The organism is Plantibacter sp. ME-Dv--P-095 (genome assembly GCF_030209365.1).
Taxonomy (GTDB): domain Bacteria; phylum Actinomycetota; class Actinomycetes; order Actinomycetales; family Microbacteriaceae; genus Plantibacter.
Genome location: NZ_JARVSB010000009.1, coordinates 474092 through 499109 on the forward strand (window position 1 = coordinate 474092; position 25018 = coordinate 499109).

Annotated in this window: 22 protein-coding genes; 11 read left to right on the forward strand and 11 right to left on the reverse strand. The window is 71.6% G+C overall.

The window, feature by feature from the left end; translation table 11 throughout:
* Positions 1-97: 97 nt before the first annotated feature.
* Together QRN26_RS14290 and QRN26_RS14295 are read right to left on the reverse strand one after the other, a co-directional pair.
* Positions 98-1192 (reverse strand): class I mannose-6-phosphate isomerase, encoded by a 1095-nt coding sequence (locus QRN26_RS14290; RefSeq protein WP_285037283.1) that lies wholly within the window; start codon positions 1190-1192, stop codon positions 98-100.
* Positions 1189-2250, reverse strand: coding sequence for a LacI family DNA-binding transcriptional regulator (locus tag QRN26_RS14295; protein ID WP_056013025.1), 1062 nt, complete (start codon positions 2248-2250; stop codon positions 1189-1191). The genes QRN26_RS14290 and QRN26_RS14295 overlap by 4 nt, the downstream gene beginning before the upstream one ends.
* 332 nt (positions 2251-2582) lie before the next feature.
* On the opposite strand from QRN26_RS14295, the gene QRN26_RS14300 reads away from it, so the two are divergent.
* Both QRN26_RS14300 and QRN26_RS14305 read left to right on the forward strand, forming a co-directional pair.
* On the forward strand, positions 2583-3791 hold the full coding sequence (locus tag QRN26_RS14300; RefSeq protein WP_285037284.1) for an HAD-IA family hydrolase: 1209 nt from the start codon (positions 2583-2585) through the stop codon (positions 3789-3791).
* A gap of 423 nt (positions 3792-4214) precedes the next feature.
* Positions 4215-5708 (forward strand): HNH endonuclease signature motif containing protein, encoded by a 1494-nt coding sequence (locus QRN26_RS14305; protein WP_285037285.1) that lies wholly within the window; start codon positions 4215-4217, stop codon positions 5706-5708.
* A gap of 302 nt (positions 5709-6010) precedes the next feature.
* Here QRN26_RS14305 and QRN26_RS14310 read toward each other — a convergent pair whose 3' ends face one another.
* Together QRN26_RS14310 and QRN26_RS14315 are read right to left on the reverse strand one after the other, a co-directional pair.
* Positions 6011-7504, reverse strand: coding sequence for a mannitol dehydrogenase family protein (locus tag QRN26_RS14310; protein WP_285037286.1), 1494 nt, complete (start codon positions 7502-7504; stop codon positions 6011-6013).
* A gap of 49 nt (positions 7505-7553) precedes the next feature.
* Positions 7554-8246 (reverse strand): nucleoside/nucleotide kinase family protein, encoded by a 693-nt coding sequence (locus QRN26_RS14315; protein WP_285037287.1) that lies wholly within the window; start codon positions 8244-8246, stop codon positions 7554-7556.
* A 221-nt stretch (positions 8247-8467) separates the two neighbouring features.
* Here QRN26_RS14315 and QRN26_RS14320 point away from each other — a divergent pair, with 221 nt between their 5' ends.
* Both QRN26_RS14320 and QRN26_RS14325 read left to right on the forward strand, forming a co-directional pair.
* Positions 8468-9196, forward strand: a complete 729-nt coding sequence (locus QRN26_RS14320) for an SDR family oxidoreductase (RefSeq protein WP_056013037.1) — start codon at positions 8468-8470, stop codon at positions 9194-9196.
* A gap of 64 nt (positions 9197-9260) precedes the next feature.
* The gene (locus tag QRN26_RS14325; RefSeq protein WP_285037288.1) at positions 9261-10232 is read left to right on the forward strand and encodes a LacI family DNA-binding transcriptional regulator; all 972 of its coding nucleotides are present in this window, start codon (positions 9261-9263) and stop codon (positions 10230-10232) included.
* 123 nt (positions 10233-10355) lie between these two features.
* On the opposite strand, the gene QRN26_RS14330 is transcribed toward QRN26_RS14325, so the two are convergent.
* From QRN26_RS14330 to QRN26_RS14345, 4 genes are all read right to left on the reverse strand, one after another.
* The gene (locus tag QRN26_RS14330) at positions 10356-11297 is read right to left on the reverse strand and encodes a linear amide C-N hydrolase (protein ID WP_285037289.1); all 942 of its coding nucleotides are present in this window, start codon (positions 11295-11297) and stop codon (positions 10356-10358) included.
* A 39-nt stretch (positions 11298-11336) separates the two neighbouring features.
* Complete coding sequence (locus tag QRN26_RS14335; RefSeq protein ID WP_056013046.1) at positions 11337-11888, reverse strand: GIY-YIG nuclease family protein; 552 nt, start codon at positions 11886-11888, stop codon at positions 11337-11339.
* 121 nt (positions 11889-12009) lie between these two features.
* Positions 12010-13188, reverse strand: coding sequence for a Gfo/Idh/MocA family protein (locus QRN26_RS14340; protein WP_285037290.1), 1179 nt, complete (start codon positions 13186-13188; stop codon positions 12010-12012).
* Complete coding sequence (locus tag QRN26_RS14345) at positions 13185-14027, reverse strand: class I fructose-bisphosphate aldolase (RefSeq protein ID WP_056781518.1); 843 nt, start codon at positions 14025-14027, stop codon at positions 13185-13187. Before QRN26_RS14345 ends, QRN26_RS14340 begins: the two co-directional genes overlap by 4 nt.
* Before the next feature lie 125 nt (positions 14028-14152).
* On the opposite strand from QRN26_RS14345, the gene QRN26_RS14350 reads away from it, so the two are divergent.
* Entirely contained in the window at positions 14153-15229 is a 1077-nt protein-coding gene (locus QRN26_RS14350; RefSeq protein ID WP_285037291.1) for a carbohydrate kinase family protein, read from the forward strand.
* 25 nt (positions 15230-15254) lie between these two features.
* On the forward strand, positions 15255-16277 hold the full coding sequence (locus QRN26_RS14355) for a LacI family DNA-binding transcriptional regulator (RefSeq protein WP_056013485.1): 1023 nt from the start codon (positions 15255-15257) through the stop codon (positions 16275-16277).
* Positions 16278-16329: 52 nt separating this feature from the next.
* On the opposite strand, the gene QRN26_RS14360 is transcribed toward QRN26_RS14355, so the two are convergent.
* From QRN26_RS14360 to QRN26_RS14370, 3 genes are all read right to left on the reverse strand, one after another.
* A complete protein-coding gene (locus QRN26_RS14360) occupies positions 16330-18096 on the reverse strand; it encodes a glycoside hydrolase family 3 protein (RefSeq protein ID WP_285037292.1) in 1767 nt (588 codons plus the stop codon).
* A gap of 169 nt (positions 18097-18265) precedes the next feature.
* Complete coding sequence (locus tag QRN26_RS14365; protein ID WP_285037293.1) at positions 18266-19240, reverse strand: alpha/beta hydrolase fold domain-containing protein; 975 nt, start codon at positions 19238-19240, stop codon at positions 18266-18268.
* 40 nt (positions 19241-19280) lie between these two features.
* Positions 19281-19646, reverse strand: coding sequence for a MerR family transcriptional regulator (locus QRN26_RS14370; RefSeq protein WP_056781500.1), 366 nt, complete (start codon positions 19644-19646; stop codon positions 19281-19283).
* 122 nt (positions 19647-19768) lie between these two features.
* Between QRN26_RS14370 and QRN26_RS14375 the strand changes: the two genes are divergently transcribed.
* From QRN26_RS14375 to QRN26_RS14395, 5 genes are read left to right on the forward strand one after another with little or no spacing between them, the layout of a single operon-like run.
* Complete coding sequence (locus QRN26_RS14375; protein WP_285037294.1) at positions 19769-20965, forward strand: MFS transporter; 1197 nt, start codon at positions 19769-19771, stop codon at positions 20963-20965.
* 49 nt (positions 20966-21014) lie between these two features.
* Positions 21015-21863, forward strand: coding sequence for a siderophore-interacting protein (locus QRN26_RS14380; RefSeq protein ID WP_285037295.1), 849 nt, complete (start codon positions 21015-21017; stop codon positions 21861-21863).
* Between the two features lie 59 nt (positions 21864-21922).
* Complete coding sequence (locus tag QRN26_RS14385; protein WP_285037296.1) at positions 21923-22858, forward strand: ABC transporter substrate-binding protein; 936 nt, start codon at positions 21923-21925, stop codon at positions 22856-22858.
* Entirely contained in the window at positions 22855-23940 is a 1086-nt protein-coding gene (locus tag QRN26_RS14390; RefSeq protein ID WP_285037297.1) for a FecCD family ABC transporter permease, read from the forward strand. Before QRN26_RS14385 ends, QRN26_RS14390 begins: the two co-directional genes overlap by 4 nt.
* Positions 23937-24965, forward strand: a complete 1029-nt coding sequence (locus QRN26_RS14395; RefSeq protein WP_285037298.1) for a FecCD family ABC transporter permease — start codon at positions 23937-23939, stop codon at positions 24963-24965. The genes QRN26_RS14390 and QRN26_RS14395 overlap by 4 nt, the downstream gene beginning before the upstream one ends.
* Positions 24966-25018 lie beyond the last annotated feature (53 nt).

Sequence of the window (25018 nt, forward strand, 5' to 3'; positions counted from 1 at the left end):
GGGTCCGGCGTGTGGTGGCTGTCGTACCGCCGTTCGGGGCGGTGGTGGGGGGTGTTCGGGTGACTGGTGGTCCTGGGTCCTGCGTTCAGCGGGGGCGTCATCGGATGCCTCCCGCGGTGAGGCTCGCCGGCCAACCGGCTCCAGGTCCTGCGACGAGCACGGTGGCCTCGCCGGTGACGGTCCACGGACCGAACCCGGCGGGCACCGCGAGGACCTCGCCGGCGGACACCGCGACCGGTTCCGCGCCGTCCTCCGGCGTGAGCGACCCGGCGCCGCTGAGCGCGAGGGCGACCGAGAAACCGGCGTCGACGGGGTCGCTGCCGTCCGCGCCCGGTGCGACCGCGAACAGCCGGAAGTAGGGGTCCGCGGCGGTGGGGAGCAGGCTGACGGGCGTGTCCGTCCGGGCGTCGAGGTCGTGCTGGACGACGAGCCCGGCGATCTCCGACTCGGGCAGGGCGGCGGTCGACACCGCCCCCATCACCGTGTCGAAACCGAGCCCGAGGTGGGACTCCTCCCGCGTCGAGGTCGTGACCGACCACTCGAGCAGGATGGAGAGGTCGGTGGGCTCCTGTACCTCGGCGAGGAAGATCCCGCCGTCGATCGCGTGGGCGGTGCCGGCCGGGACGAGGATGCCCATGCCGCGTTCGACGACGATGCGGTTCATGTGGGCGAGCATCCACTCGCTGTCCTGGGCGTCGCGGCGGCGGTCGAGTTCCTCGGGGTCGACGTCCTCGCTCCACCCGAGGTGGACGGCCGAACCCGGCTCGGCGTCGAGGATGAACCAGGCCTCCGTCTTGCCGTAGGCGCAGTCGAGGTGGGAGGCCGCGAAGGCGCGGTCGGGGTGCACGTGGACGGGCAGGCGCTGCCTGGCGTCGAGCAGCTTCACGAGGATGCCGGTGTCGGCGGCGTCGGTGCCGTGGTCGCGTCCTGCGCAGGTCCACTGCTCGGGGTCGGCGGCGACGAGGTCGCGGAGGAGGACGCCGTCGACGGTGCGGGCGAGGCCGATGGCACCGCCGGGCTCCTGATCGGCGCGGCTCACCGTGGCACCGAGCCACTCCTCGGGCTGGAACTCGCTCTGCTGCTCGATCCCGCGCAGGGCGGCGATCCGGTCGCCGCCACGGTAGAAGTGCTCGATGAGGTTCGGTGCGAGTCGCGTGGGCTGGGCGAGCCTCGTGGGCTGGGTCGTGCTCATGCTGCTGGTCCTCCGACCATGGTCGTGGTGGATGCGGTGTCCGCATCGACGGTGTGCTGCCGCATCGGTCCGGCGATCTCGCCGGAGCCGCGGGGGACGAGCGAGGTCGGGACGATCCATTCGCGCGGCTCGTCCGTCGGCGACTCGCGCAGTTCCAGCAGCCGTTCGATCGCGGCGGTGCCGATGACGAACGGGTCCTGGTTGATGCAGCTGACGGCCGGTCGCAGCACGTCGGCGAGGATGAAGTCGCCGAACGCGATGTGCGCCGTCCCCTCGCGCCCGATGCGATGGAGGGAGGTCGTCAGGCCGATCGCGGCCTTCGCGTTCGAGGCGAAGAAGGCGGTGGGCGGGTCGTCGAGCCCGAGCAGTCGCTCCGTCTCGGCGGCGTAGTCGAGGGAGCCGTCGATGGTCCAGGAGACGAGGGACGGGTCGAGCTCGATGCCGGCCTCAGCCAGCACGTCGGTGTACCCCTGGTAGCGGCGGCGGATGGTGAGGAAGCGCTCGTCGCGGTCGTAGAACGCGATGCGGGTGTGACCGAGCTCCACGAACTGGCGGATGGCGAGCTGCGTGGCGGCGTAGTCGTCGACCACGACGCTGTCGAAGGCGGCCAGCGGGCGGTCGACGGCGACGACGGGGGTCACGTTCCGGAAGGCTTCGAGGTAGGGCAGCTCCGCGGCGACCGGGGCGATGATCACGCCGGCGACCTGGTGCCCGGCGATGAAGCCGGTGAGCTGGTCGCGTTCGCGACGCTCATCCAGCCCGGTGCTCGCCACGAGGACACTGAGGCCCTCCTTGAGCGCGCGGGCCTCGATGGCGCTCACGAGTGAGGCGAAGAAGGGGTCGGCGAGGGAATCGATGAGTACACCGATCGCGCCACCGGTGCCGGACTTCAACGAGCGGGCGGCCGTGTTGGGCACGTACCCGAGGCGATCGATCGCCTCGAGCACGCGGCTTCTGGTCTCGGGGTGGACGGATGCTTCGCCGTTCACCACTCGCGAGACGGTCTTGATGCTGACGCCGGACTGCGCAGCGACATCCTTGATCCCGGGCGGCCGCATCAGCGGGTCCTCCGGTCATGCGACGGAGCGGTTCCGACGGTGCGGTCGGTGCGGAGCGGCAGCGCGTGCGCACCCGTCCGGTTCGGACTGGTCGCGGCGTTCGCGGGGTTGCAGGTGCCCATGGGCTCCACCTCCTGACAGCGTTGTCATCGTTCGGAGTGGTGCAGCTGCAGAACCCCGTCGTTCCTTCGTGCGCCTATACTGACCGCAGACCGACAACGTTGTCAAGCAACGTTGTCTGAAAGAGATCAAATTCATTTGGAACTCGCATCGATGAGGCGTTCAGGCCCCTCGCATGTGGGTCGCCACCCCGGAATCATCGAGGAGTCAGCGTGATCGTCGTCGTCGCAGGAGCAGCCGGAAGCGGCAAGACCACCCTCGGACGTGAGCTCGCGCGAGCCCTCCGACTGCCACTGCTCGACCTCGACACGATCACCAACCCGCTGCTCGACGGACTCGGCCCGGTCGCCGACCCCGAGGGCGCCGAACCGCGGCACTGGAACGACCCCGCGCTGCGTCCGACGATGCGGCCGGCGCGATACGCGGCGCTCCGCGCGGTCCTCGCCGACCAGCGCGACAGTGGGGTCGGCGCGGTGCTCGTCGCCCCCTTCACCGCGGAACTGCGAGGCGGAGCCGAATGGGACGCGCTCGTCGAGGCGGCAGGGGTCGTCCCGAAGGTCGTCTGGCTGCGCGCCGACGCCGCCACGCTCGCCGCCCGCCGGGCCGAGCGCGGTGCCGAACGCGACTCGCACATCGTGGACCCGGCGACCGACACGCCACCCGCCATCGAGCACCTGTCGATCGAAGCGGCGTTGTCCACACCGCAACAGCTCGCTGCCGTCCAACGTGCGCTCGGCCTCGGACGGACCATCGAGGCGACGGCGCCGATCTTCGGCCAGGTCTTCGCCGCCGGGCTCTTCGATCTCGACGGGACGCTCATCGACTCGACGCCCGCTGTGAACCGGTCCTGGGCGCAGCTCGCCCGCGAGTACGGTCTGGAGGTCGACCTGCTCGCCGAGGGGCACGGCCAGCCCGCGGCCCAGGTGCTCGCTGCGAGCTTCCCACCGGAGCAGGTCGCTGGAGCGCTTGCACGGATCATCGAGATCGAGGCCGAGGAGGTCGCGGACGTCATCGCGCTCCCCGGGGCGGCGGAGGCCCTCGCGGCGCTCGGTGACGATGCGAAGGCGATCGTCACGAGCGGCACCCGACTCATCGCGGGGAACCGGATCGCCGCCGCCGGACTCGTGCGGCCTGCGGTCGTGGTGACCTTCGACGACGTCACGAAGGGCAAGCCGGATCCGGAACCGTTCCTCCTCGGCCGCTCGCGGCTCGGCATGGAGGCGCAGCCGTGCGTCGTGTTCGAGGACGCACCGGCGGGGCTCGCCGCCGCGCGTGCCGCGGGGTGCTGGACGGTCGGGATCGCAGGGACGCACGAGGCGCACGAGCTCGACGCCGACCTCGTCATCGACGGCCTGTTCCAGCTGCGGCTCGAGCCGGTGGCCGAGGGTGGCTTCCGGCTCGTCCCGGCGTCGCTCGGCTGACCCCGGCGGCCTAGTCCCTGAGCTTGTCGAAGGGCGGTCCCCGAGCCTGTCGGCGGTAGGACCCTGAGCCTGTCGAAGGGCGCACGGACGACTCCCCCTACCCTTCGACAAGCTCAGGAACCCGTGCTTCCCTCGGGCACCGCGCGGGCTGGCAGGCGGAACCGCATCGCGCTCCGAACCCGGCCACTCGGTCCTTGAGCCCGTCGAAGGGCACACGGACGCCCCCATCGTGCTCAAGACCCGACCCATCGGTCCCCGAGCTTGTCGAAGGGCGTTCCGGTCGCCGAATCCGTGACGTGGCATCCCCGGCCCCTGAGCTTGTCGACGGGCACACCGGCAGACCACACCTGTTACGTAAAACACCAGGTCCGGGTCACATTTCACTCGCGTGCCAGTGTCGGTGGTCCGTGTTTGGATGGAACCATGACCAGCACCGCACCGAACCCCCTCGCCGCCGCCGCGGCGGGGTTCGATGCCGCGTGGAACGGTGCGCTCGACGCGATCCGCGCCGGCTCGAATGTCGCGGAGCAGCTGGAGAACATGAACGGTGAGGCCCTGTTCCGGGTCCTCGACGAACTCGGTGCTGTGCAGCACGCGGTCGAGGTCCTGGCCGCGCGGGTGACCGGGGCGATCGCGCTTCGTCCGTCGCCGACGGGCCGCGACGGGTCGCTCGTCCGCGCCGCCGGCTATGCCAACCCGGGTGTAATGGTGTCGGAGCGGTGGCGGGTGGCACGCGCCCACGGTGCGGCCATCGCCGAGGTCGGCGCCGCGATCACCCAGCCCCGCGGGCTCCTCGGCGAGCTGGAGGAGTGCCCCTTCCCCGCGATCGCCGCCGCTCTCGTCACGACCGCAGGCGATTCCTTCGGCGCAGCCGAAACGGATGGTGACGGGCCAGCTCCGACCGTGGCTGACACACCGGCCGCGCCCGGCACACCGCCCGCCCCGCTCAGCGTCGACGGTGCGGCGGCCATCGTCCGTGAGCTCCGGAACGCTGGCCGTATCTGTGCCACGGCCGAGCTGCAGGCCGCGACGGTCATCGCGGTCGAGCACGCCGCGCACGCACCTTTGCAGGATGTCGTCCGGATCGCGAAACTCGTCCGCACCCGCCTCGACCAGGACGGACGCGAACCCCGCGACGAACTCCTCCGCCGAGCCGAACGCGCCACCCTCCGAGAACTGCCCTCCGGCATGACCCTCCTCCGCGCCGAACTCGCCCCAGAAAGCGCCGCCTTCGTCCGCGCCGGCCTCGACGCCCTCGTCGGCGCCGCGATCCGTCGACCGTCCTTCGTGGACACCGATGCCGATCAGCCGGACGGAACTGGCACGCCCATGCCGGAGGGCCCGTCGGTGATCCCCATCGACCGACGCCGCGCGATCGCGCTCACCGAGATCTTCCGCCACACCGCCGGCTGCGATGGTGCCGCGACCGAGCTCGCACCGGTGTCCGTCGTCATCCGCGTCGACCACGACACCCTCGAAACCGGCGTCGGCTCAGCCAGCATCGACGGCATCGAAGAACCCATCGGTGCCGGCGCCCTCCGTCGCCTCGCCGCGGACGCGAAACTCATCCCCATGGTCCTCGGCGGGCCGTCCCAGGTCCTCGACCTCGGCACCGGCGCCCGGCTCTTCTCCCGAGCCCAGAAAGTCGCCCTCGCCGAACGCGACGGCGGCTGCGCCTGGACCGGCTGCACCCACCCACCATCCTTCACCGAAGCCCACCACCTCGACTGGTGGTCAACCGGCGGACCAACCGACCTCGACAACGGCATCCTCCTCTGCCCCTTCCACCACCACCGCATCCACGACGACCACTGGAACATCGACGTCCGCGACGGCGTCCCCTGGTTCATCCCACCAGGCACCATCGACCGACACCAAACCCCCATCCGCGGCGGACGCATCCGCCTCGCCGCGTGACACATGGCACCCGTCTGCCCACAGGCAACCACCCTGCCCTTCGACAAGCTCAGGGACCGGAACTGCCAGCAGAGACGGGGGCCACTCGCTCCCCGCGTCACTCTCGGAAACCAGAGCCCCGATCCCTGAGCCTGTCGAAGGGCCCACGGACGACCACGCCCTTCGACAGGCTCAGGGAGCGGTGCTGCGCTCTGAGACCGGGGGGCGCTCAGGGACTGGTGCAGCCCTCTGGGACCGCGGACACCCGCTCAGGGCCCGCACCCCGACACACTCGGCGACCGATCAGACACTCGCTCTGCGGCTCACCCCGCGGCGACGACCTCCTCGACGGCCGCACGCGCACCGACGGCAGCCAGTCGGTCGCGCGCCGCGACGAACGCCTCACGGAGCCGCGCATCCTGGCCGAGGTCTCCGAAGACGACCTCCAGGTCGAGGAACGCCCCGGGCTTCTCGGCTTCCTGAGCGACGGCCGCCTGCAGTTCGGCGAGCCGCCGGTCGACCGGCTGCAGCTCCCGACCATCGTCACCGACACCCTCGATGAACCGACTCCACGCCGCCAGCACGAGCGCCGAGCGCGCGATCCCGCCGCCCGTCCGCAGCTGCTCCCGCACGACCGGAAGCAGGAACTTGGGGATCCGTTCCGACCCGTCGACGATCTGCCGAGCCAGGGTGTCCTTGATCGCCTCACTGCCGAAGCGACGCATCAGCTCCGCACTGTAGGCGTCGAGGTCGATCCCCGGCACCGGCGCAAGCGTCGGCCTCGCCTCCTCGTGCATGTAGCCGAGGAGGAACCGGGCGAAGAGGTCATCGCGGCAGACGTCATGGACGTACGTCTCCCCCGCGAGCAATCCCAGGTAGCTCATCGCCTGATGCGAGGCGTTCAGCAGCCGGAGCTTCATCAGCTCGTACGGTTCCACGTCCTCCACCAGCTGCACGCCGACCTGCTCGTACGGCGGACGGCCGTCGCTGAAGTCGTCCTCCAACACCCACTGCTCGAACGACTCCGACAGCACCGGCCACCGGTCCTCGATCCCGAACCGCTCCGCGACCATCGCCCGCTGCTCGTTGGTCGTCGCCGGGGTGATGCGGTCCACCATCGAGTTCGGGAAGCGCACCTCGGCGGCGATCCAGGCCGCGAGCGACGGGTCGATCCGCTCGGCGAACGCGAGGATCGCCGTGCGGGCGACGTGGCCGTTGCCCTGGATGTTGTCGCACGACATGACCGTGAACGGCACCGCACCGGCGTCCCGACGAGCGCGCAGGCCGGCGACGATGAAGCCGAGCGGACTCTGCGGGAGCGCTCCAGCCGGCAGGCCGTCGAGATCCGCGAGGGTCGCACCGTCGCTCGGTTCGAACGCGCCCGTCGCATCGTTGACGCCGTAGCCGCCCTCGGTGATCGTGAGCGACACGATCCGGGTCGAGGGATCGCTCACCCGGGCCAGGACGGCGGCCGGGTCGTCGGGTGCGAAGAGGTACTCGACGATCGACCCGACCACGCGCGCCTCGGCCTCGCCGTCGGGACTTGTCGTCACGAGCGTGTACAGCCGGTCCTGCGCACCCAGCGCGTCCCGCATCGCGGCGTCGCCGGGCAGGGTGCCGACGCCGACGAGCCCCCACGACGAGTGCTCGGCACCGGGCAGCGCGAGCACGCGGTCGACGAACATCGCCCCGTGGGCACGGTGGAAGGCGCCGACCCCGAAGTGGACGATGCCGGGGCGGACCGCTGAACGGTCGTAGGACGGCACGGCCACCTGCGGGTCGAGGGCGGTGAGGGTGGCGTCGGAGAGCTGGGTCATGGGTGGTGCCTTCTCGTCGGTGAGCGGGTTCCGGATGGTGCGGTGGTCGTCAGGCGCCGTGGCTGGACTCGGTGGCCAGCGGCGTGGTGGCGTCGAGCGTCACGACGCGGGTGGCGCGATGCTTCGTGGCGTCCACCAGGCGGGCGTTCGGCTCGTCGACGCCGAGCACCCAGGCTTCTGCCTCGTCCCGCGGGTGGCCGTGGCCGAGGCGTCGGGCGATGAGGCGGTCGCGGCGGAGCTCGTCGTCCACGTCCACGTACCAGGACTCGTCGAGGTGCCGGGCGACGTCCTGCCAGCCGTGATCGTCGAACAGCAGGTAGTTGCCCTCGGTGATGACGAGCGGCACCTCGGGGCGAACGAGCACCGCGCTGCCGATGGAGACCTCGAGTGAGCGGTCGAACCGGGGCGCGTAGACCGGGGCGCCGGCCGACGCCTCCGTGCGACCGCTTGTGGCGAGCCGCGCCAGCAGGGCGACGTAGCCGTCGACGTCGAAGGTGTCCGGGGCGCCCTTGCGGTCGCGTCGCCCGAGGCGGACGAGTTCGGGGTTGTCGAGGTGGAAGCCGTCCATGCCGACGATGACCGCCTGGTCGCCGAGGGCCGCGGCGAGCGTGTCGCTGACGGTCGACTTCCCCGCGCCGGGAGCGCCGACGATGCCGAGGATGCGTCGCGACCCTGAGGCGGCGAAGGTCCGCGCGCGGTCGACGAGCTCGTCGAGGCTGGTCCCGGTCGTGCTGCCGCCCATCGTGATGCCCCACCTCTCGTCGGGTCGGCGTCGTCGCGGTCGCGCCGTCGCCCGACTCACGGTAGGTCCACGCGGTGCCCGTGTCAACAGCGCATGTCACCGGTGTCACGGCTTTCCCGAGCAATTCCATGTCACGGGTGACATGACCGTCATTCCGTGGATATGATGCTCGCGACCCGGTGCATCGACGCACGGGCCCCTCACGTCGATCGGAAGAACCCATGACTGACTTCAACGGCCGTACCATCCTCGTCACCGGAGCGAGCGGCGGCATCGGCGGCGCGACCGTCCGCCACCTCGTCGCAGCGGGCGCGCAGGTCATCGCCTCCGGCCGCAACGTGGAGCACCTCGAGGCCATCGCCGCCGAGACGGGCGCCGAACCGCTGCCCTTCGACCTCACCTCCGAGGACAGCATCCGCGACGCCATCGAGGGTCGCGACATCTGGGGCGTCGTCAACTCCGGCGGCTGGGGCGGCGAGATCGCGTCCCCCCAGGAGACCGACATCGAGGTCTTCGACAAGGTCATCAGCATCAACGCGCGCGGCTCCCTGCTCGTCACGAAGTACGCGTCGCGCGAGATGATCCGCCAGGAACGCGGCGGCGCGATCGTCAACGTCTCCAGCCAGGCATCCCTCGTCGCCCTGTCCGGTCACATCTCGTACGGCTCGTCGAAGGCCGCCCTCGACAACATCACCCGCGTCTCCGCCCTCGAACTCGGCAAGTACGGCATCCGTGTCAACGCCGTCAACCCGACGGTCGTCATGACGCCGATGTCCGCCTGGTACTGGGGCCGCCCCGACATCGAGGGCCCGTTCCTCGAGGCCATGCCCCTCGGCAAGTGGGCCACCGAGGACGACATCGCCGGACCCATCACCTTCCTCTTGAGCGACGCCGCCGGCATGATCTCGGGCGTCTCGCTGCCGATCGACGGCGGCTACACCGCACGCTGACCCGGCCGGCACGGACTGCGCGACCAGCACGACCGGCACGAGCGAGCGGGAGGGAGGACGACGCATGGCGACGATGCGACAGATCGCGGCAGCCGCCGGCGTGAGCGCGAAGACCGTCTCACGGGTCTTCAACGACGACCCGCACGTGCTCCCGGAGACGCGCGAACGGGTCGAGGCGATCATGCGCGAGCTCGATTACGTGCCGAACACGCTCGCCACGTCGTTCCGGTCCGGCCGTCCCTCGGTCATCGGGGTCGCGGTGCCCGACATCGTCGACCCGTTCTTCGCCGAGATCGCCCGGGCGGTGGAGCGGACCGCCCGCGACCACGACATGTCGACGCTCGTGACCAGCCTCGGCGACGATCCGGACCGCGAACGCGAGGTACTGGAACCGATGCTGCGGCGGCAGCTCGCCGGGGTGGTGCTCGCGCCGATCGGCGACGACCAGAGCTCCCTGGCCGCGTGGGCGTCGCGGACGCCGTTCGTGTTCGTCGACCGTGCGCCCGGCGGACTGGCCGCCGACTCCTTCACGCAGGACGACTTCGGTGGGGCGTTCGCAGCGACGACGCACCTCGTCGAGCACGGCCACCGACGGATCGCCTTCATCGGCGACCAGCTGGCCCTGCCGACGACGGCCGAACGGTTGCGCGGATACCGGGCCGCACTCACGGAAGCCGGGCTGCCCGTCGACGAGGACCTCGTCGTCCTCGGCGCGGAGACCCGGGTGGGGGCCGCGCGAGCGCTGGCGGCGGTCGGCCAACGGTCGACGGCCCTCTTCTCGTCGAACGCCGTCTGCACCATGGCGTTGCTGCCCGCCCTCGCCGAGCACCCGCCACCCCTGGTCGCGTTCGGTGACTTCCCCTTGGCCGAGCTCCTGCGACCGTCGGTGTCCGTCATCACGCAGGACCCGGAGACCCTCGGCCGACTCGCTGCCGAACGCATCATCGACCGCCTGGACCGCCCGGACGGACGTTATCGCCGGAGCACCGTCCTCCCGGTGCACCTCGTCGAGCGGGACTCCTGCCGGGTCGCCTGAGTCACCCGGTCCCTGAGTTCACCGCCGGTCCCCGAGTCGCCCGGTCCCTGAGCCCACCGCCGGTCCCTGAGCCCACCGCCGGTCCCTGAGCTTGTCGAAGGGCCCACGAGCCCCCGACCGTCCTTAGTAGCTCAGCACCGCCGGCGCGAGCTCCGCGGTCTGGTCGCCGACCCGGTCGGGATCGCGCGGGTCGAGCCGCAACACCTCGTCGGCGTCGGCGAGCCGGTCGAGCTCGACCCAGAAGATGTTGGGGCTCCTCGTCGACCCGAAGTAGTACACCCGGTTCGTGAGGTCGGCCCCGGCCCGCCACCAGGTGGGGTACACGTCGCCCGTCGAATACGGTGCGCCGTACGGGACCGACACGTTCGCGATGAGCTGGAACACGCCCGCCACGGCCTCCACGGTGCCCTCGGGCTCCGGCAGGTAGTGGAGGAAGTAGGACGCGCGCACGAACCGATCGAGCGAGGTGATGTCCCCGGGAGGCGGGAGCTCGCCACCGAACGGGCGGTACCGGTCGCGGTTGGCGATCTGCTCGTCGAGACTCGGCGAGTTCGCCATGACGGTGTACTCACGGCCGTGGTGGACGACGAGCCGGCCGTCGATGGGCTCGATGATCGCGGAGTCACCCGACGCGTCCTCGATGGCGATGTGGATGCCCATCTGGAGGCCGCGGAACAACGGGGACGTGATGCGGACGGTGTCGATGTCGGCGATCGCCTCGGCGACCGACGCGTAGCTGTCGAGGAGGTACTGCACCCAGAGCGCGTTCGACACCGTCGGGCGACCGTCGGGCTCGGCGAACGTCACATCCTCCGGGTCGAGGTAGAGCGCATGCGCACCGAGGCCGGCGGTGTTCAGGCCGTCGACGGTCCCCATCCCCCACATGCTCGTGACGACGCTGCCGTACCGGGAGGTCCATCGATGCGAGGTGGCGTCTCCGGTCCCACCCCGGACCGTGCCGCTCGGGACGAACCACAGCTCCGGTTCGTCGCTTGCGGACCAGTCCATGCAGCGGCTGACCGTCTTGGCGACCGCGTTGTCATTCCAGAAGATTCGAGTGCACACGCGCTGAGCGTACTCCGCGCGCGGTGTTCGCCGGAGGGGTTATCGCCCACGCAGTGCGGCCGCCTCGCTGAGCCATCGGGCGTACCCGTCCCAAGGGTCGACGTCTCGGGCGACCGCGGCGATGTGGGCGAGGAGCCGCGGCGAACCGGTGAACCACTCGGAGCGTTCCAGGCGTTCGCGGGCGAACTGCTCGTGCCGGGCTCGTTCGACGTGTCGGTCGCCGCGTTCGAGCGCGAGCAGTTCGTCGTGCCAGATCGCGGCGAAGCGTTGGCGGGGGTTGGTCGTCGTGCCGATCTTCACCCGGTCGCCGTGACGGAGGTAGTAGACGACGTCGATCCGTGGTCGGGCGAGGTCGTCGTCGGGCACCTCGCCCTGTCTCCATTCGCAGGTGGCGCACAACCAGCCGGATGGGTAGTCGCGGCCGAGCCGTGAGCCGCACATGATGCACGGCGAGGGCAGGGTGTCGAGGACGCCCCATCGGCGTCCGGCCCACTCGGCGGCGAGCGCGAGGTGTTGTTCGCACAGCGCGACCGGCGCGTCCCGTGGAGCCGTGTCGTCGCACCCGGGTTGCACGCATCGTCTGTCGGACATGTGGCGAGTCTCCCCCACCCCGCCGACACCGCCGGTCCCTGAGCTCGTCGAAGAGCCCAGGGCCACCACGGCACGCTCCCGGCTGGGAGGCGGTCGGGTGGCCTCCCAGCCGGCGCGCAGGTCACATCGCGATCGCTCGCCCCTCCTCATGGGAACGGATCGCCGCGCGGTAGATGTCGTGGGTCAGCGCCGCCTCCTCCGGACGAGCGGCACCGAACCGGTCACCGAGCGAACCGTGACGCTCGGCCAGGAACACCGCCCACATCTGCAGGATCGTGTCGGAGAACCCCGACTCGAAGTTCGGCCCGGTGACCGTCGGCCACACCGACTGACTCCCCGCATCGAGCTGCTGCCACACCTGTTCGCGCCCGCCGCCCGGGATGTCCCGGATCGCGAACACCTCCACGAGCTTCGGGTTCTTCGTGCTGAACCGCACGCCGCCGTCGAGCCCGATCGCCTCGAACTCCCAGGTGTTCTTCTGTCCGGGATCGATGCGCTTCGTCTCCGTCGTGAGCGGGAAGCGGACACCGTCGTGGTTCGCCCAACTGTGCAACACGGCGTTGTCCCACGTGTCGCACGGCACGAGCGAACCGTCGGGGCCCGGGCGTTCGGTCACGATGTTCTGCAACACGCCGTAGACGCTCTCGGGCGCCCAGCCGAGCCGCAACGGCACGTGCCAGGTGTGCATGCCGAGGTCGTTCATCACGCCGGCCTCGCCACAGAACTGCGTCTGGCGCTTCCAGTTGATCTGCTTGCCGCGATCGATGTCGCTCGAGTGCAGGAAGCTGTTGCGCGCCTCGACGATCGTGCCGAGCGCGCCGGAGCGGACGTAGTCGATCGCCAGCTGCGCACCCGGGAAGAACGGCATCTCGCTCGAACACCGGACGAAACTCTCGGGGTGCTCGGCCATGGCCGCGAGGACGGACTGCGCCGCCGCCGCGTCGATCCCGAACGGCTTCTCCGCGAGCAGACCCTTCCCGGCGCGGATGACGTCGGTGTAGATCTGCTCATGGAGGTCGTGACGCACGGCCACGTAGACGACGTCGACGGACGGGTCGGCGAGGAGCTCGTGGTAGTCGGTGGTCTTCGTCACGACGGTGTCGATCTCATCGAACCAGTCCAGGGCGGCCGGGTTGATGTCGCACACCGCCGTCAGCCGGGGTCGCACCGGGTGGTCGATGAGGGCGGGCCAGCGCTGGATGGCCGCGGCGATCTCGCGCCCCATGAGGCCGCCGCCGATGATCGCGATGTTGACGCGTTCCGCCGCCACCCGGTCGGTCGTCCCCTGCTCGGCGCTCATGCGCGGGCCGCCTCGAGGATCGCGAGGCCGGCGTCGGCGTCGGCACCGTCGTGCAGCACCGCCATGAGGGCCGCTGTGATGGCCGCCGGGTGCTCGTGCTGGATGATGTTGCGGCCGTAGACGATGCCGCTGACCCCGGCGTCGAGCACGGCGACCGTGCGCTCCAGCAGGGTGCGGTCGTCGACCCGGCCGCCACCGCGGACGAGGACGGGGACGTCACCCGCGACCTCGACGACGCGCCCGTACTCGGTGATGTCGCTGCTCGGATCGGCCTTGACGAGGTCGGCCCCCAGTTCGACCGCCTGACGTACGAGCGTGACGATCTTCTCGATGTCGCCGTCGACCTGATAGCCGCCGGCCGTCGTGTTGTCCTGCATGACGAGGGGCTCGATCATGAGCGGCATCCCGTACCGGGTGGCCTCGCGGCGCAGCGCCATGATGGAGCGGATGTTCGCCTCCCGCACCTCGGGGTGGTCGGGGATCTGCATGAGGTTGACGCACACGGCGACGGCGTCGAGCCGGACGGCCTCCTCGATCGCGTGCGGCACGTGGTGGCTGTACAGGAGCGAGTCGAGCGGGTTGCCGTAGACGTTCGCGACATCGGTCCGGAGGACGAGTGCCGGCTTGTCCTTGCCGGGGACCTGCTGCAGGTGTCGGGCCTGGCCGAGCGTCAGCTGGACGGCGTCGGGACCGGCGGCGACGAGGGTGCGGACGACCTTGCCCATGTCCTCGATGCCGGTGATGAAGGAACGCTCTCCGAAGAACCCGTGGTCGACGGCGACGTCGAGCGCACGACCGGATCGGGCGTTGAAGAGACGATTGAGGCGGTACAGCGACATTGCGGCGGCTCCTGATCGTGACGGGAAGGGTTTCCGGATCCTCCCTCGGTGTGTCACAGTAGTGGCCTGAGACAACGTTGTCTAGCGTGCGTCGGCTGAGCGTCGACGCGAAGAACGGAGGGTCCATGGGCGAGATCGTCGTCGCCGGCCACATCTGCGTCGATCTGTCGCCCCGGCTCGGCGCGAGCGCGCGCATCGACCCCGGCGCGCTCATCGACACCGGCCCGCTCCGCATCTCGCTCGGTGGATGCGTCGCCAACACCGGTCTCGCGCTCGCCGACCTCGGCAGTGACGTCCGACTGCACGCGACCGTCGGTGACGACGAACTCGGCGCGATCGTCGCCGCCCGCATCGCCGCGCAGCCCCGCCTCCATCCGGCACTCGAGGTGACCGACCGGGCGGCGACCTCGTACAGCGTCGTCGTCGAACCCGAGGGCCTCGACCGCACGTTCTGGCACCACACGGGCGCGAACGAGGTCTTCACCGGCGAACACCTCGCCGTCGGTGGCGCGGACCTCGTCCACCTCGGGTATCCGCCGCTGCTGCCCGGCATCGTCGCCGACGGCGGCGCGCCACTCGCCGCCCTCCTGGAGCGGGTCCGGCGACACGGAGCGACCACCTCGATGGACCTCGCCGTCGTCGACCCGAGCAGCACGGTTGGCGCGCTCGACTGGGAGGCGATCCTCCGGCGCACCCTCCCCCTCACGGACGTCGTGAGCCCGAGCGTCGACGACCTCAGATCCGCCCTCGGCACGTCACTGCTCCCGGCCGACACCGCGCCGTCACCCCGGGCGCAGGCTGCCGCGTTCGCCGAGCTCCTCCTCGCCTGGGGTGCCGGCATCGTGGCGATCTCGGCCGGCGAGGACGGGCTCGTGGTGCGCGCCGCCGGTGTCGACCGCCTCCGTCAGGCCGGCCGGATGCTCGCGCCGCTGGCTGCAGCCTGGGCCGACGCCGCGCTCGTCGCACCACCGGTCCCCGCTCCGGCGTTCGTGTCCACGAACGGCGCCGGAGACGCCTCGACCGCCGGTCTGCTGTTCGCCATGTCACGCGGCGCAGGACCTGCGGCCGCGGCGGACGTCGCCGGCGCCAGTGCCGCCGCGGTCATCGCCGGTCTCCGGCCGACCGCGGACGAGATCGTCCGGCTACGGCCGAGCGTCCGCCCGCTCCTGACGGACGCATCGCCCGACCGACCCGCCGCGTGATCGGCGGTAGGCCAGGATGGTGATCATGCGCAGCTCCCGGCCCCCGACCATGAACGACGTCGCCGCAGCGGCCGGCGTCGGTCTCAAGACGGTCTCGCGGTACGTGAACGGCGCGACGAACATCAACACCGAACTGTCGGAACGCATCGGCGCGGCCATCGAGTCGCTCGGCTACCGACACAACCTCGCGGCGGCGAGCATCAGGCCCGGACGGTCGAGCAAGGTCGTCGGACTCATCATCGGCGACCTGGCGAACCCGTACTACTCGGTGCTCGCCCGCTCCGTCGAACGGGTCTGCACCGAACACGGCTACCTCCTCATGTCGGCGAGCTCCGAGGAGGACGCCGGCCGGCACCGACTCCTCGTCGACCGCCTGGTCGCCCAACGCGTCGACGGGCTCATCGTCGTTCCGCCTCGGCACGCCACGACGCCGTGGGCGACGAGCACGGTGGAGCACGCGCCGATGGTCCTCGTGGACCGCCCGACCGGACCGTTGGAGTCGGTCGAGGTGCACACGGTCCTCGCCGACAACGCGGGCGGGGCACGCCGGGCGACGGCGGCGATGCTCGACGGCGGAGCCCGGCGGATCGCGTTCCTCGGCGACTCCCTCGAGCTGTACACGATGCGGGAACGACTGACCGGCTACCACCGGGCCCTCGCCGAGGCGGACCACGTGAGCGCCACCGGGGCCGCGCCGCCCGAGCCGATCGTCTCCGACGGCGCGCACTCCGTCGAGGACGCGGCCGCGGTCGTGGCCGGGTTCCTCCGCGACGGCGTCGTGGACGGGGTGTTCGCGGCCAACAACCGTGCCGCGATCGGGACCATGCAGGCGTTCGCCGCGGCCGGACGCCGCCTCCCGCTCGTCGGCTTCGACGACTTCGAGGCGGCACCCCTCGTGACGCCGGCGGTGTCGGTGGTCGCGCAGGACGTCGCCCTCATGGGGCGGGTCGCCGCGGAGACCCTGTTGGCCCTCATCGCCGGTGAGGCCGGCCCGCCGACCACCCACACGCTCGACGTGCACCTGGAGTTGCGCGGCTCCGAGCGCTGAGCGGAGTGCCCTTCGAGACATTCAGGGACCGGAGCGGGCGCTCAGGGACCGATCAACCCGGGTAGCGCAGGCCGTGGCCGAAACGGAAGAGCGGGTCCTCGGTGTCGTAGGGCACGTCCGACCGACTCGCCTCGACGGCCGCCATCGACCGCGGGAGGTCGAAGGGCAGCGAGCCCTCCGGCAGCGCTCGACCGAACACGACGTCGAGGAACGCCGCATCACTGCCGCCGAAACTCGCGACGAGCGCCGCGACCGCGTCGACCACGCCCGTGAGGATCGCCGGCCGGTCGAGGTGCATGTCGAGCACCGTCGGCACCGTCGCGGCGAGGTCCAGCAGGCGGGTGACCTCCTCGGCCGGGATGTCCAGCGATCCGGCGTGGAACATCGCCTCGAACCCGCCCGGCCGGGGTTCGTACGGGGTCTGCATGCGGACGAGCGCGAGGTCCGCCGACGCCGGGTCGGTGACGACCTCGCCGTAGCCGGCGGCCACGGCCTCGTCGATCCCCTCAACGTACAGCCGAGGACGCGGCGAGCGCACCGGGAGCGTCCCGTCGACGTTCGTCAGCACCGTGAAGGCCCGGCGCTGTGCGGCCTCGCCGGCGGCGATGAAGTCGGCACGCCCGACGATCCCGCTCGCGGCCGACGCGTCGACGAGGGGCTGTTCGAAGAGCCCGAGCACGAACTTCTCGCGGAGCAGTCTCCGGACGGACGCGTCGATGCGGTCCTCGGTGATCCGTCCCTGTTCGACGAGTTCGACGACGAGTTCCGGTCGGGCCTCGCCGCCGAACTGGTCGCAGCCGGCCTGCAGGATGCGCTCCACGCGTGTCAGCTCGTCGAGGTGTTCGAGTCCCCAGGCGCGGGCGGGCATCTCCTGCCCCATGATCGAGGTGTCGGTGATGAGCCCCCAGTCGGTGCAGACGATGCCGTCGAAGCCGAGCTCCTCGCGGAGCAGCCCGGTGATGATGCCGTGGTTGAACGCGAAGGCGACCTCCTCGTGCTCGGTACCGACGGGCATCCCGTAGTACGGCATCATCTGGCCCGCTCCGGCGGCGATCGCGGCACGGAACGGGATGAGGTGGTAGTCGAAATTCCCGCCCGGGTAGACCTGTTCGCGTCCGTAGGCGAAGTGCGGGTCCTCACCGTCGAGCTGGGGCCCGCCGCCCGGGAAGTGCTTCGTCATGGTGGACACCGAGTCGGGGCCGAGTTCCGCGCCCTGGAAGCCGCGGATGTAGCCGGCGACGAGCTCGGCGCTCAGCTCCGCATCTTCGCCGAAGGTGCCGCCGATGCGCGACCAGCGGGGTTCGGTCGCGAGGTCGACCTGCGGGTGGAGGGCGAGCCGGATGCCGACCGCCAGGTACTCCTGGCGTGCGGTGTCGGCGAAGGCCTCGACGAGCTCGGTGGATCCGATGGCGGCGAGGCCGAGCGTCTCCGGCCACTGGGAGAACGCTCCGGCTCGGGCGGCGGTGCCCACGTTGTCGGTGAAGTGGTTACGCGGGTCGGTGGAGAGGGTGACGGGGATGCCGAGCCGGGTACGCGACGCCCGCTCCTGGAGGGCGTTCGTCCACTCGGCGAGCGCCGTGGTGTCGGGTGCCGTGCCGAGCACGTTGAAGTGCGTCAGCAGCTGCTCGCCGATCATGTGCTCGCCGCTCGCGAGGCCCATGTGCGGGTTCGCCTCGTCGATCGGGCCGGGGGCGATCATCGTCTGGAACAGCATGCCGGCCTTCTCGGCGACGGTCATGCGGCCGAGGAGGTCGTCGACGCGCTCGTCGACCGGGAGGGTGGCGTCGCGGTAGGCCGGCGCGGGTTCGGGAACGCTCATGGGTGGTCCGTTTCTCGTCGATGAGTGGAGCAGCGTCGGGATCACCCGTGCCCGAACGGGCCGAGCATGAAAACCGAACTCCGTTCGGGAACGGAGGTTGTCTCTAGTATGCCCGCTGTCGACGATCGCGCAACGCGTCCGGAGCTGGCGATTCGCGCTGCATCCTCGTCTACCCGGCGTGCTCCTCCATCGCGCGCAGCCCCTCGGCCAGCCAATCCAGCGACGGCGCCACACCCGGCGCGACGGGATGACGGTTCAGGTGCCCGTGGAGGACGCCCGGTTCGAGCCGGCTGCGGACGGATGCCCCGGCGGCCTCCGACGCGGCGATGAGCGCCTCCCCGGACGGGCGGAGGTCGTCGAACTCCGACAGCAGGACGGAGAGCGGCGGGCGGTCGGCGGTCACCGGCACCACCCCCGGCAGGGCGAGCTCTGGCAGGTCGTCGAGGCGGCCGACGTAGTTCTCGACCATCCACTCGATCGACTCCCGCGGGAAGCGCATGAAGTCGGGCAGGACGTCCATCTCCGTCAGGACGTCCTGCGGCAGTGGCGGCACGACCGCGTGGAGGAACGGGTAGGCGAGGAGTACGGCGTCCGCTCGGCGGTCGCTGCGGAGCGAGGCGGCGAGCGCGAGGGCGGCTCCAGCACTGGCACCGCCGATCGCCGTCCGCGATCCGGGGACGACCGACCGCTCGTCGACGAGCCACTCCCAGACGGCGAGCACGTCGTCGAGTGGCACCGGGTAGCGCGTGACCCCGTCCGCCAGCCGGTAGTCGACGGACACGACCTCGGCTCCGGCCCGAGCGACCAGTTCGGCGCTCACGACGTGCGCCTCCGGCCAGTCGAGCGTCCCCGCTGTGAACCCACCACCGTGTGCCCAGAGGAGGGCGGGACGGGCGAGATGGGCGGCGGCCTGGTCGGCCTCTCCGGGCACGTAGCGCCTGATCGGGATCTCGCCGTGGGGGCCGTCGACGACCTCGTCGGTGATGACGACGTCGACCGGTGGCTGCCACGGCCCGTCGTCGCCGTAGGCCGCGAGTCGCTCCTGGAACGCCTCCTCGAGCGTCCCACCCGCCGCGGCGCGTCGGGCATCGGAGAATCCGTCGAAGAGCTGCAGCCGGTCGCGGTAGTAGGGGTCGATCGCCATGCGCCGAGCCTACCCAGCCGGCCCCGTGGACCCAGCCGCCTCAGACCACGACGCTGCCGACGCGGTCGAGGTAGACGTCGATGGCGTCCCGGCTGGCCTGGATGCAGCCGAGCTTGGCGTCGAGCCGCGCGCGGTGTTCGAGGAGTCGCTCGAGCACCTCGGCCGACGGCGTCACCTGGTAGATCGTGTCGTCGTCCTCGAAGCACGGCAGGATCTGCAGGATGAGCGCGGTCGGCATGCCGACGGCGATCAGCTCGCGGATGCGCTGCACCTTCGCGACGAGGTGGTCGCCATACTCGCGGTACCCGTTCGCGCAGCGGGTCGGTCGGAGCAGGCCCTGCTGCTCGTAGTACCGCAGCAACCGCGGGGTGCTCCCGGTGGCCGCCGCCAGTTCGCCGATGCGCATGCAAGACCCCTTCGAACGAGATGTGTCCATCTTGAGCAGCCGTCCGAGTCGGCCGGGTATTCCCGAGCTGTCGTGCGCCGACTTGACCCTGACACCAGTGGCAGGCCGCGAGACTTCCCGACATGACCACCGACGCCGCGCGCACCGCACCACCGACGACCCTCTCCCCGGCCCGAGGCCGTTCGCCCCTCCCGACCGCGTTCCTCCTCGCCGCCGTCGGATTCGTGACGCTGCTCACCGAGGTCCTCCCGGCCGGCGTCCTGCCCGCGATGGCCGCCGACCTCGGCACCACGGAGGCGATCGCCGGCCAGAGCGTCGCGGTCTTCGCCCTCGGGTGCATCGTCGCCGCGATCCCGATCAGCCGCCTGCTCGCACGACTCGACCGCCGCACGGTCGTGCTGCTCGCCATCGCGGTGTCGGCCCTCGCGAACGCCGGGACCGCCGCAGCGCCCGACCTCCTCACACACCTCGCGACGCGCTTCGCCGCGGGTCTCGTGGCCGGCGTCGTCTGGGCGATGCTCCCCGGGTACACCCGCGGGTTCACGAGCCAGAGGCGGTTCGGATCGACTCTCGGGATCGTGCTGTCGGGTGCGACGCTCGGCTTCGCCCTCGGCGTCCCGGCGGGTACCGTCCTCAGCGCGGAGCTCGGGTGGCGGGCCGTGTTCGGCATCGTCGCCGCCACGACCGCGCTCCTCGGCGTCGTCGCCGTCGTCCTCGCGCCACGAGTGGCCGGAACGCGACCCGGCCGCTCGACTCGCATGGGCGCTGCGCTCCGCCTCCCCGCGGTCGTGACGATCCTCGTGGCCCTGGCGGTCTGCATCATCGGTCAGAACATCGCGTACACCTACCTCGCGCCGGTCCTCGCCGACCGCGGGACGCCCGTGCCGCTCGGCCTGCTCCTCGCCGTGTTCGGGGTGGCGTCCGTCCTCGGCACCCTCGGGGCCGGACGGCTCGCGAACGTGCGTCTCGGGATCACCATCCTCGGCGCGGCCGTCCTCGGGACCGTTGGGCTCGGCGTCGTCGCGGCGGATCCACCGGTCGCGCTCCTCCTCGTCGCGGCCGGGGGCTGGGGGCTCGCCTTCGGCGCGTACTCCGTGCTCTTCCAGGTCGCGATCGCTCGGGTCGCCGGCGATGCGGCGGACGCGGCCCAGTCGGCGCTCGTCACGATGTGGAACGTCTCGATCGCGGTCGGCGGCGCGGTCGGCGGGATCATCCTCGGCACCTGGGGCGCCGCGCTCCTCCTCCCGGCCGCCGCGGCGCTGACCGTCGTCGCCGTCCCACTGTGCGTCGCGATCGCGCGATCCGTCCGTCCTCGGTGAGCCGCCGGACGCCACGGGACCGGCTTCGGATCCTCCTACACTCGATGGGATGCCCGTCCCGTTCCTGCACTCGCCCAACGTCCTCTTCGACACCGTCGTACAGGGCACCCGGCGTCTGTCCCCCGGCTTCGTGCGGGTGACCCTCGGTGACCCGTCGCTGGCGGACTTCGCACCGTACGAGCAGGATCAGCGCATCAAGATCCTCCTGCCGGATGGCGACGGCACCTATCCGGACGGACTCCGGGGCGGCCAACCCGAGCACGAGTGGCGACGGGCCTGGCGTGCCCTGCCAGCGGCGGAACGCCCGGTCATGCGGAGTTACACCGCGCACCGGGTCCGGCCCGGCCGGCACGAACTCGACCTCGACGTCTTCATCCACGACCCGGCGGGCCCGGCCAGCCGCTGGGCGCTCGGCGCGAGCACCGGGGACCACCTGCTCGTCTCCGGGCCCGACCTCCGCCGCGGCGACCCGACGCACGGCGTCCAGTGGGCGCCGGGGACCGCGACGACCGTCCTCCTCGCGGCAGACGAGACCGCCTTCCCCGCCGTCGACGGCATCCTGCGCTCCCTCGGCGAGGACGTGCACGCACACCTCATCCTCGAGGCCGGAGACCCGGCCGACCTGGCCCTCCTGCAGCCGCTGCCCGAGCGGCACCGGGTCGAGATCCACCAACGCGGAGGCCGGGCGGGCGGTGACGCCCTCGTCGACGCGGTCGAGCGGTGGCTCCGCGCACACGGTGCGCACGTCGCGACGCTCGGCCACGACTTCGCCGCCTGGTTGGTGACGGAGAGCACCAGGGTCCCACTCCTACGAGCCGCGACGACCGCCCACGGCATCGCCCCTGAGCGGGTCCACACCCAGGGCTACTGGAACGCCCGGCCAAGGACCACCTACTGACAAAGGTTATGCTTGCCTTACCCGGTCGCGTCGATCGCGACCCGTTCGAAAGGTGACCAGTGCCCCTCCCCCTCGTCCGCCGCCGACGGCTCGCCGCCGTCGCCGCCCTCGCCGTCGCCGCCCTGAGCCTGGCCGCCTGCAGCAGCTCGAGCGCCTCCACACCCTCGGACGCCGCCACGAGCGCCACCCACGTGATGCAGCACGCCCACGGCGAGAGCACCATCCCGGACAGCCCGAAGCGGGTCGTCGTCCTCGAGCCGGTCCAGCTCGACACGACGGTCGCCCTCGGCATCACCCCGGTGGGCGCGGCCGTGCTGAACGAGACGGCCGGCGTGCCCGCGTACCTGGGGAAGCAGGCCGCCGACATCCCGACCGTCGGGACCGTGGCCGAGCCGAACGTGCAGCTGATCGCCGCGGCGAAGCCCGACCTCATCATCGGCACCGAGTCGCGCCACTCGGCCCTGTACGACCAGCTGTCCGAGATCGCTCCGACGGTGTTCATGGCGACGCAGACCGACCCGTGGCGGGACAACGTGCGCTTCGTGGCAGAGGCGCTCGGCAAGCCGGACGGCGCCGACGAACTCCTCGACGCCTACGACGCACGCTGCGCCGAGATCGCGACGAAGCACGACACCGCCGGGAAGACCGCGCAGCTCATCCGGCCGCGCGACGGCGTCCTGACGCTCTACGGCCCCACCTCCTTCGCCGGCAGCACGCTCGAATGCGCCGGGTTCACCACGCCCGAGCACGCGTGGGAGGACATCTCCCTCGACCTCTCGCCCGAGCGGGTCCTCGAAGCGACCGCCGACCAGGTGTTCGTGACGAGTGTCGACCCCGACGACGCCTCGACCATGCCGGCCTCCCTCACCGCGAACACGGACGCGTTCCCGGAGCTGCACCTCGTCGACCAGTCGTTCTGGATCACCGGTGTCGGTCCGCTGGGCGGCATGGCCGTGCTCGACGACCTCGACCGGCTGCTCTCCGCGGAGTCGTGACGGACAGCGTCACGACCGGCGCCATCGCGACGACCGATCCTGCCGGACGGGCCACGACGGACGCCCGGCCCGGCTTGAGGACGCCTCACCGACGGCATCGGTTCATCCCGCTGCTCGCCGGGCTCGGAGCGCTCGCGCTGGCCGTCGTCCTGTCGCTCCTCGTCGGCGCGAACCCGATCAGCCCCGACGCGGTCTGGTCGGCACTCACCGGCGCAGGTTCCGGCGAGGCGCGGTTCGTCGTCTGGGACCAGCGGGTGCCGCGGACCATCGCGGCGCTCGCCGTCGGTGCGTCCCTGGGTGTCGCGGGGGCACTCATGCAGGCGTTCACCCGCAACCCCCTCGCCGACCCCGGCATCCTCGGGGTCAACGCCGGGGCCGGGTTCGCCGTCGCCGCCGGCGTGGCGTTCCTCGGCGTCACCGCACCGGGCGAGATCGCCTGGCTCGCCTGCGGTGGCGCGCTCGTCGTCACCCTCGTCGTCTACACGATCGGCTCAGGCGGACGCGAACGGTCGTCCGCCGCCCGCCTGACCGTGACGGGTGTGGCGTTCGGCGCCGTGCTCGCCGGCCTGACGACGGGGATCGCCATCACCCACCCCGACGCCTTCGACCGCATGCGCGGCTGGAACGCGGGGAGCCTCCTCGAACGCGACCTCGGCGTCGTCGTGCCCGTGCTCCCGTTCCTCGCGGCGGGGCTCGTCCTGGCGGCGGCGAGCGCCCGCAGTCTCAACGCGATCGCCCTCGGTCCCGACGTGGCTCGCGCGCAGGGGGTCAGCGTCGGCCGGAGTCGCGTGCTGGTGCTCGCGGCCGTCACCCTGCTCGCCGGCGGGGCGACCGCGATCGCCGGGCCGATCGCGTTCGTCGGCCTCGTCGTCCCCCACCTCGTGCGGTGGACGGTCGGGAGCGATCAGCGCCGCATCCTCGCCGGCTCGGTCGTCGTCGGCTGCGTCCTCGTGCTCTGCTCCGACGTGGTCGGGCGGATCGCGGTGCTGCCCGGTGAGATGCCCGTCGGACTCGTGACCGCCTTCGTCGGCGCCCCCGTCCTCATCGCGCTCGCCCGGCGCAGGACGGCGTCCGGACTGTGACCGCGACGCGTGAACGGGCGGCGGACGTGCTGCGCACCAGGAATCGGCCGGCACCGCGCCTGCTCATCGTCTGCGGCGCGGCCCTGTTGCTGATCGTCGTCGCGGCCATCGCCGGCCTCGCCCTCGGCGACTACCCGCTGAGCGCCGAAGAGGTGCTCGGTGTCCTCTCCGGCCGGGTCGACGGCCTGGCCCGCACCGTGGTGCTCGAGTGGCGACTGCCGCGGGTGCTCGCCGCGATCGGCTTCGGCGCGGCGCTCGCCCTGTCCGGTGCGATCTTCCAGACGCTCACGCGGAACCCGCTCGCGAGCCCCGACATCATCGGTCTCGCCAACGGCTCCTTCACCGGCATGCTCGTGGCGCTCCTCCTCCTCGGCGGCGGGTGGCCGGCCCTCATGGCCGGTTCCCTGATCGGCGGCCTGGCCGCTGCGGTCGCGATCTTCCTCCTCGCCCTGCGACAGGGCTTGTCGGGCTTCCGCTTCATCGTCGTCGGGATCGGCGTCTCGGCCATGCTCGCCGCGTTCAACAGCTGGCTCCTCCTCCGAGCCGACCTCGACGTCGCCCTCTTCGCCGCCGCCTGGGGCGCCGGCACCCTGAACACCGCGACCGCGACGGTGGTCTGGCCGGCCCTCGGCTGCCTGCTGGTCCTGTTCGCATTGCTCCCGCTCGTCGCCCGCCCGCTCCGCCAGCTCGAGCTCGGTGACGACGTGGCCGCCGCGACCGGGGTGCGCCTCACCCGCGAACGCGCGATCCTCATCGGGATGGCCGTCGCCCTCGTGAGCGCGGTGACCGCCGTGGCCGGGCCGATCGCGTTCATCGCCCTGGCTGCCCCGCAGATCGCCCGCCGCCTGACCCGGTCACCGGGCATCCCGCTCGTCGCGACGGCGCTCGTCGGTGGGGTACTGCTGCTCGGGTCCGACCTCGTCGCCCAGCATCTGATCCCGCTGACGGTTCCGGTGGGCGTCGTCACGGTGGTGATCGGCGGGCTCTACCTCACACAGCTGCTCCTCCGCGAGCGCCGGCGCTGAGGGATCGGCGCGGAGGGGTCGGCGCGGAGGGGTCGGTGCCGGCGGGTCGGCAC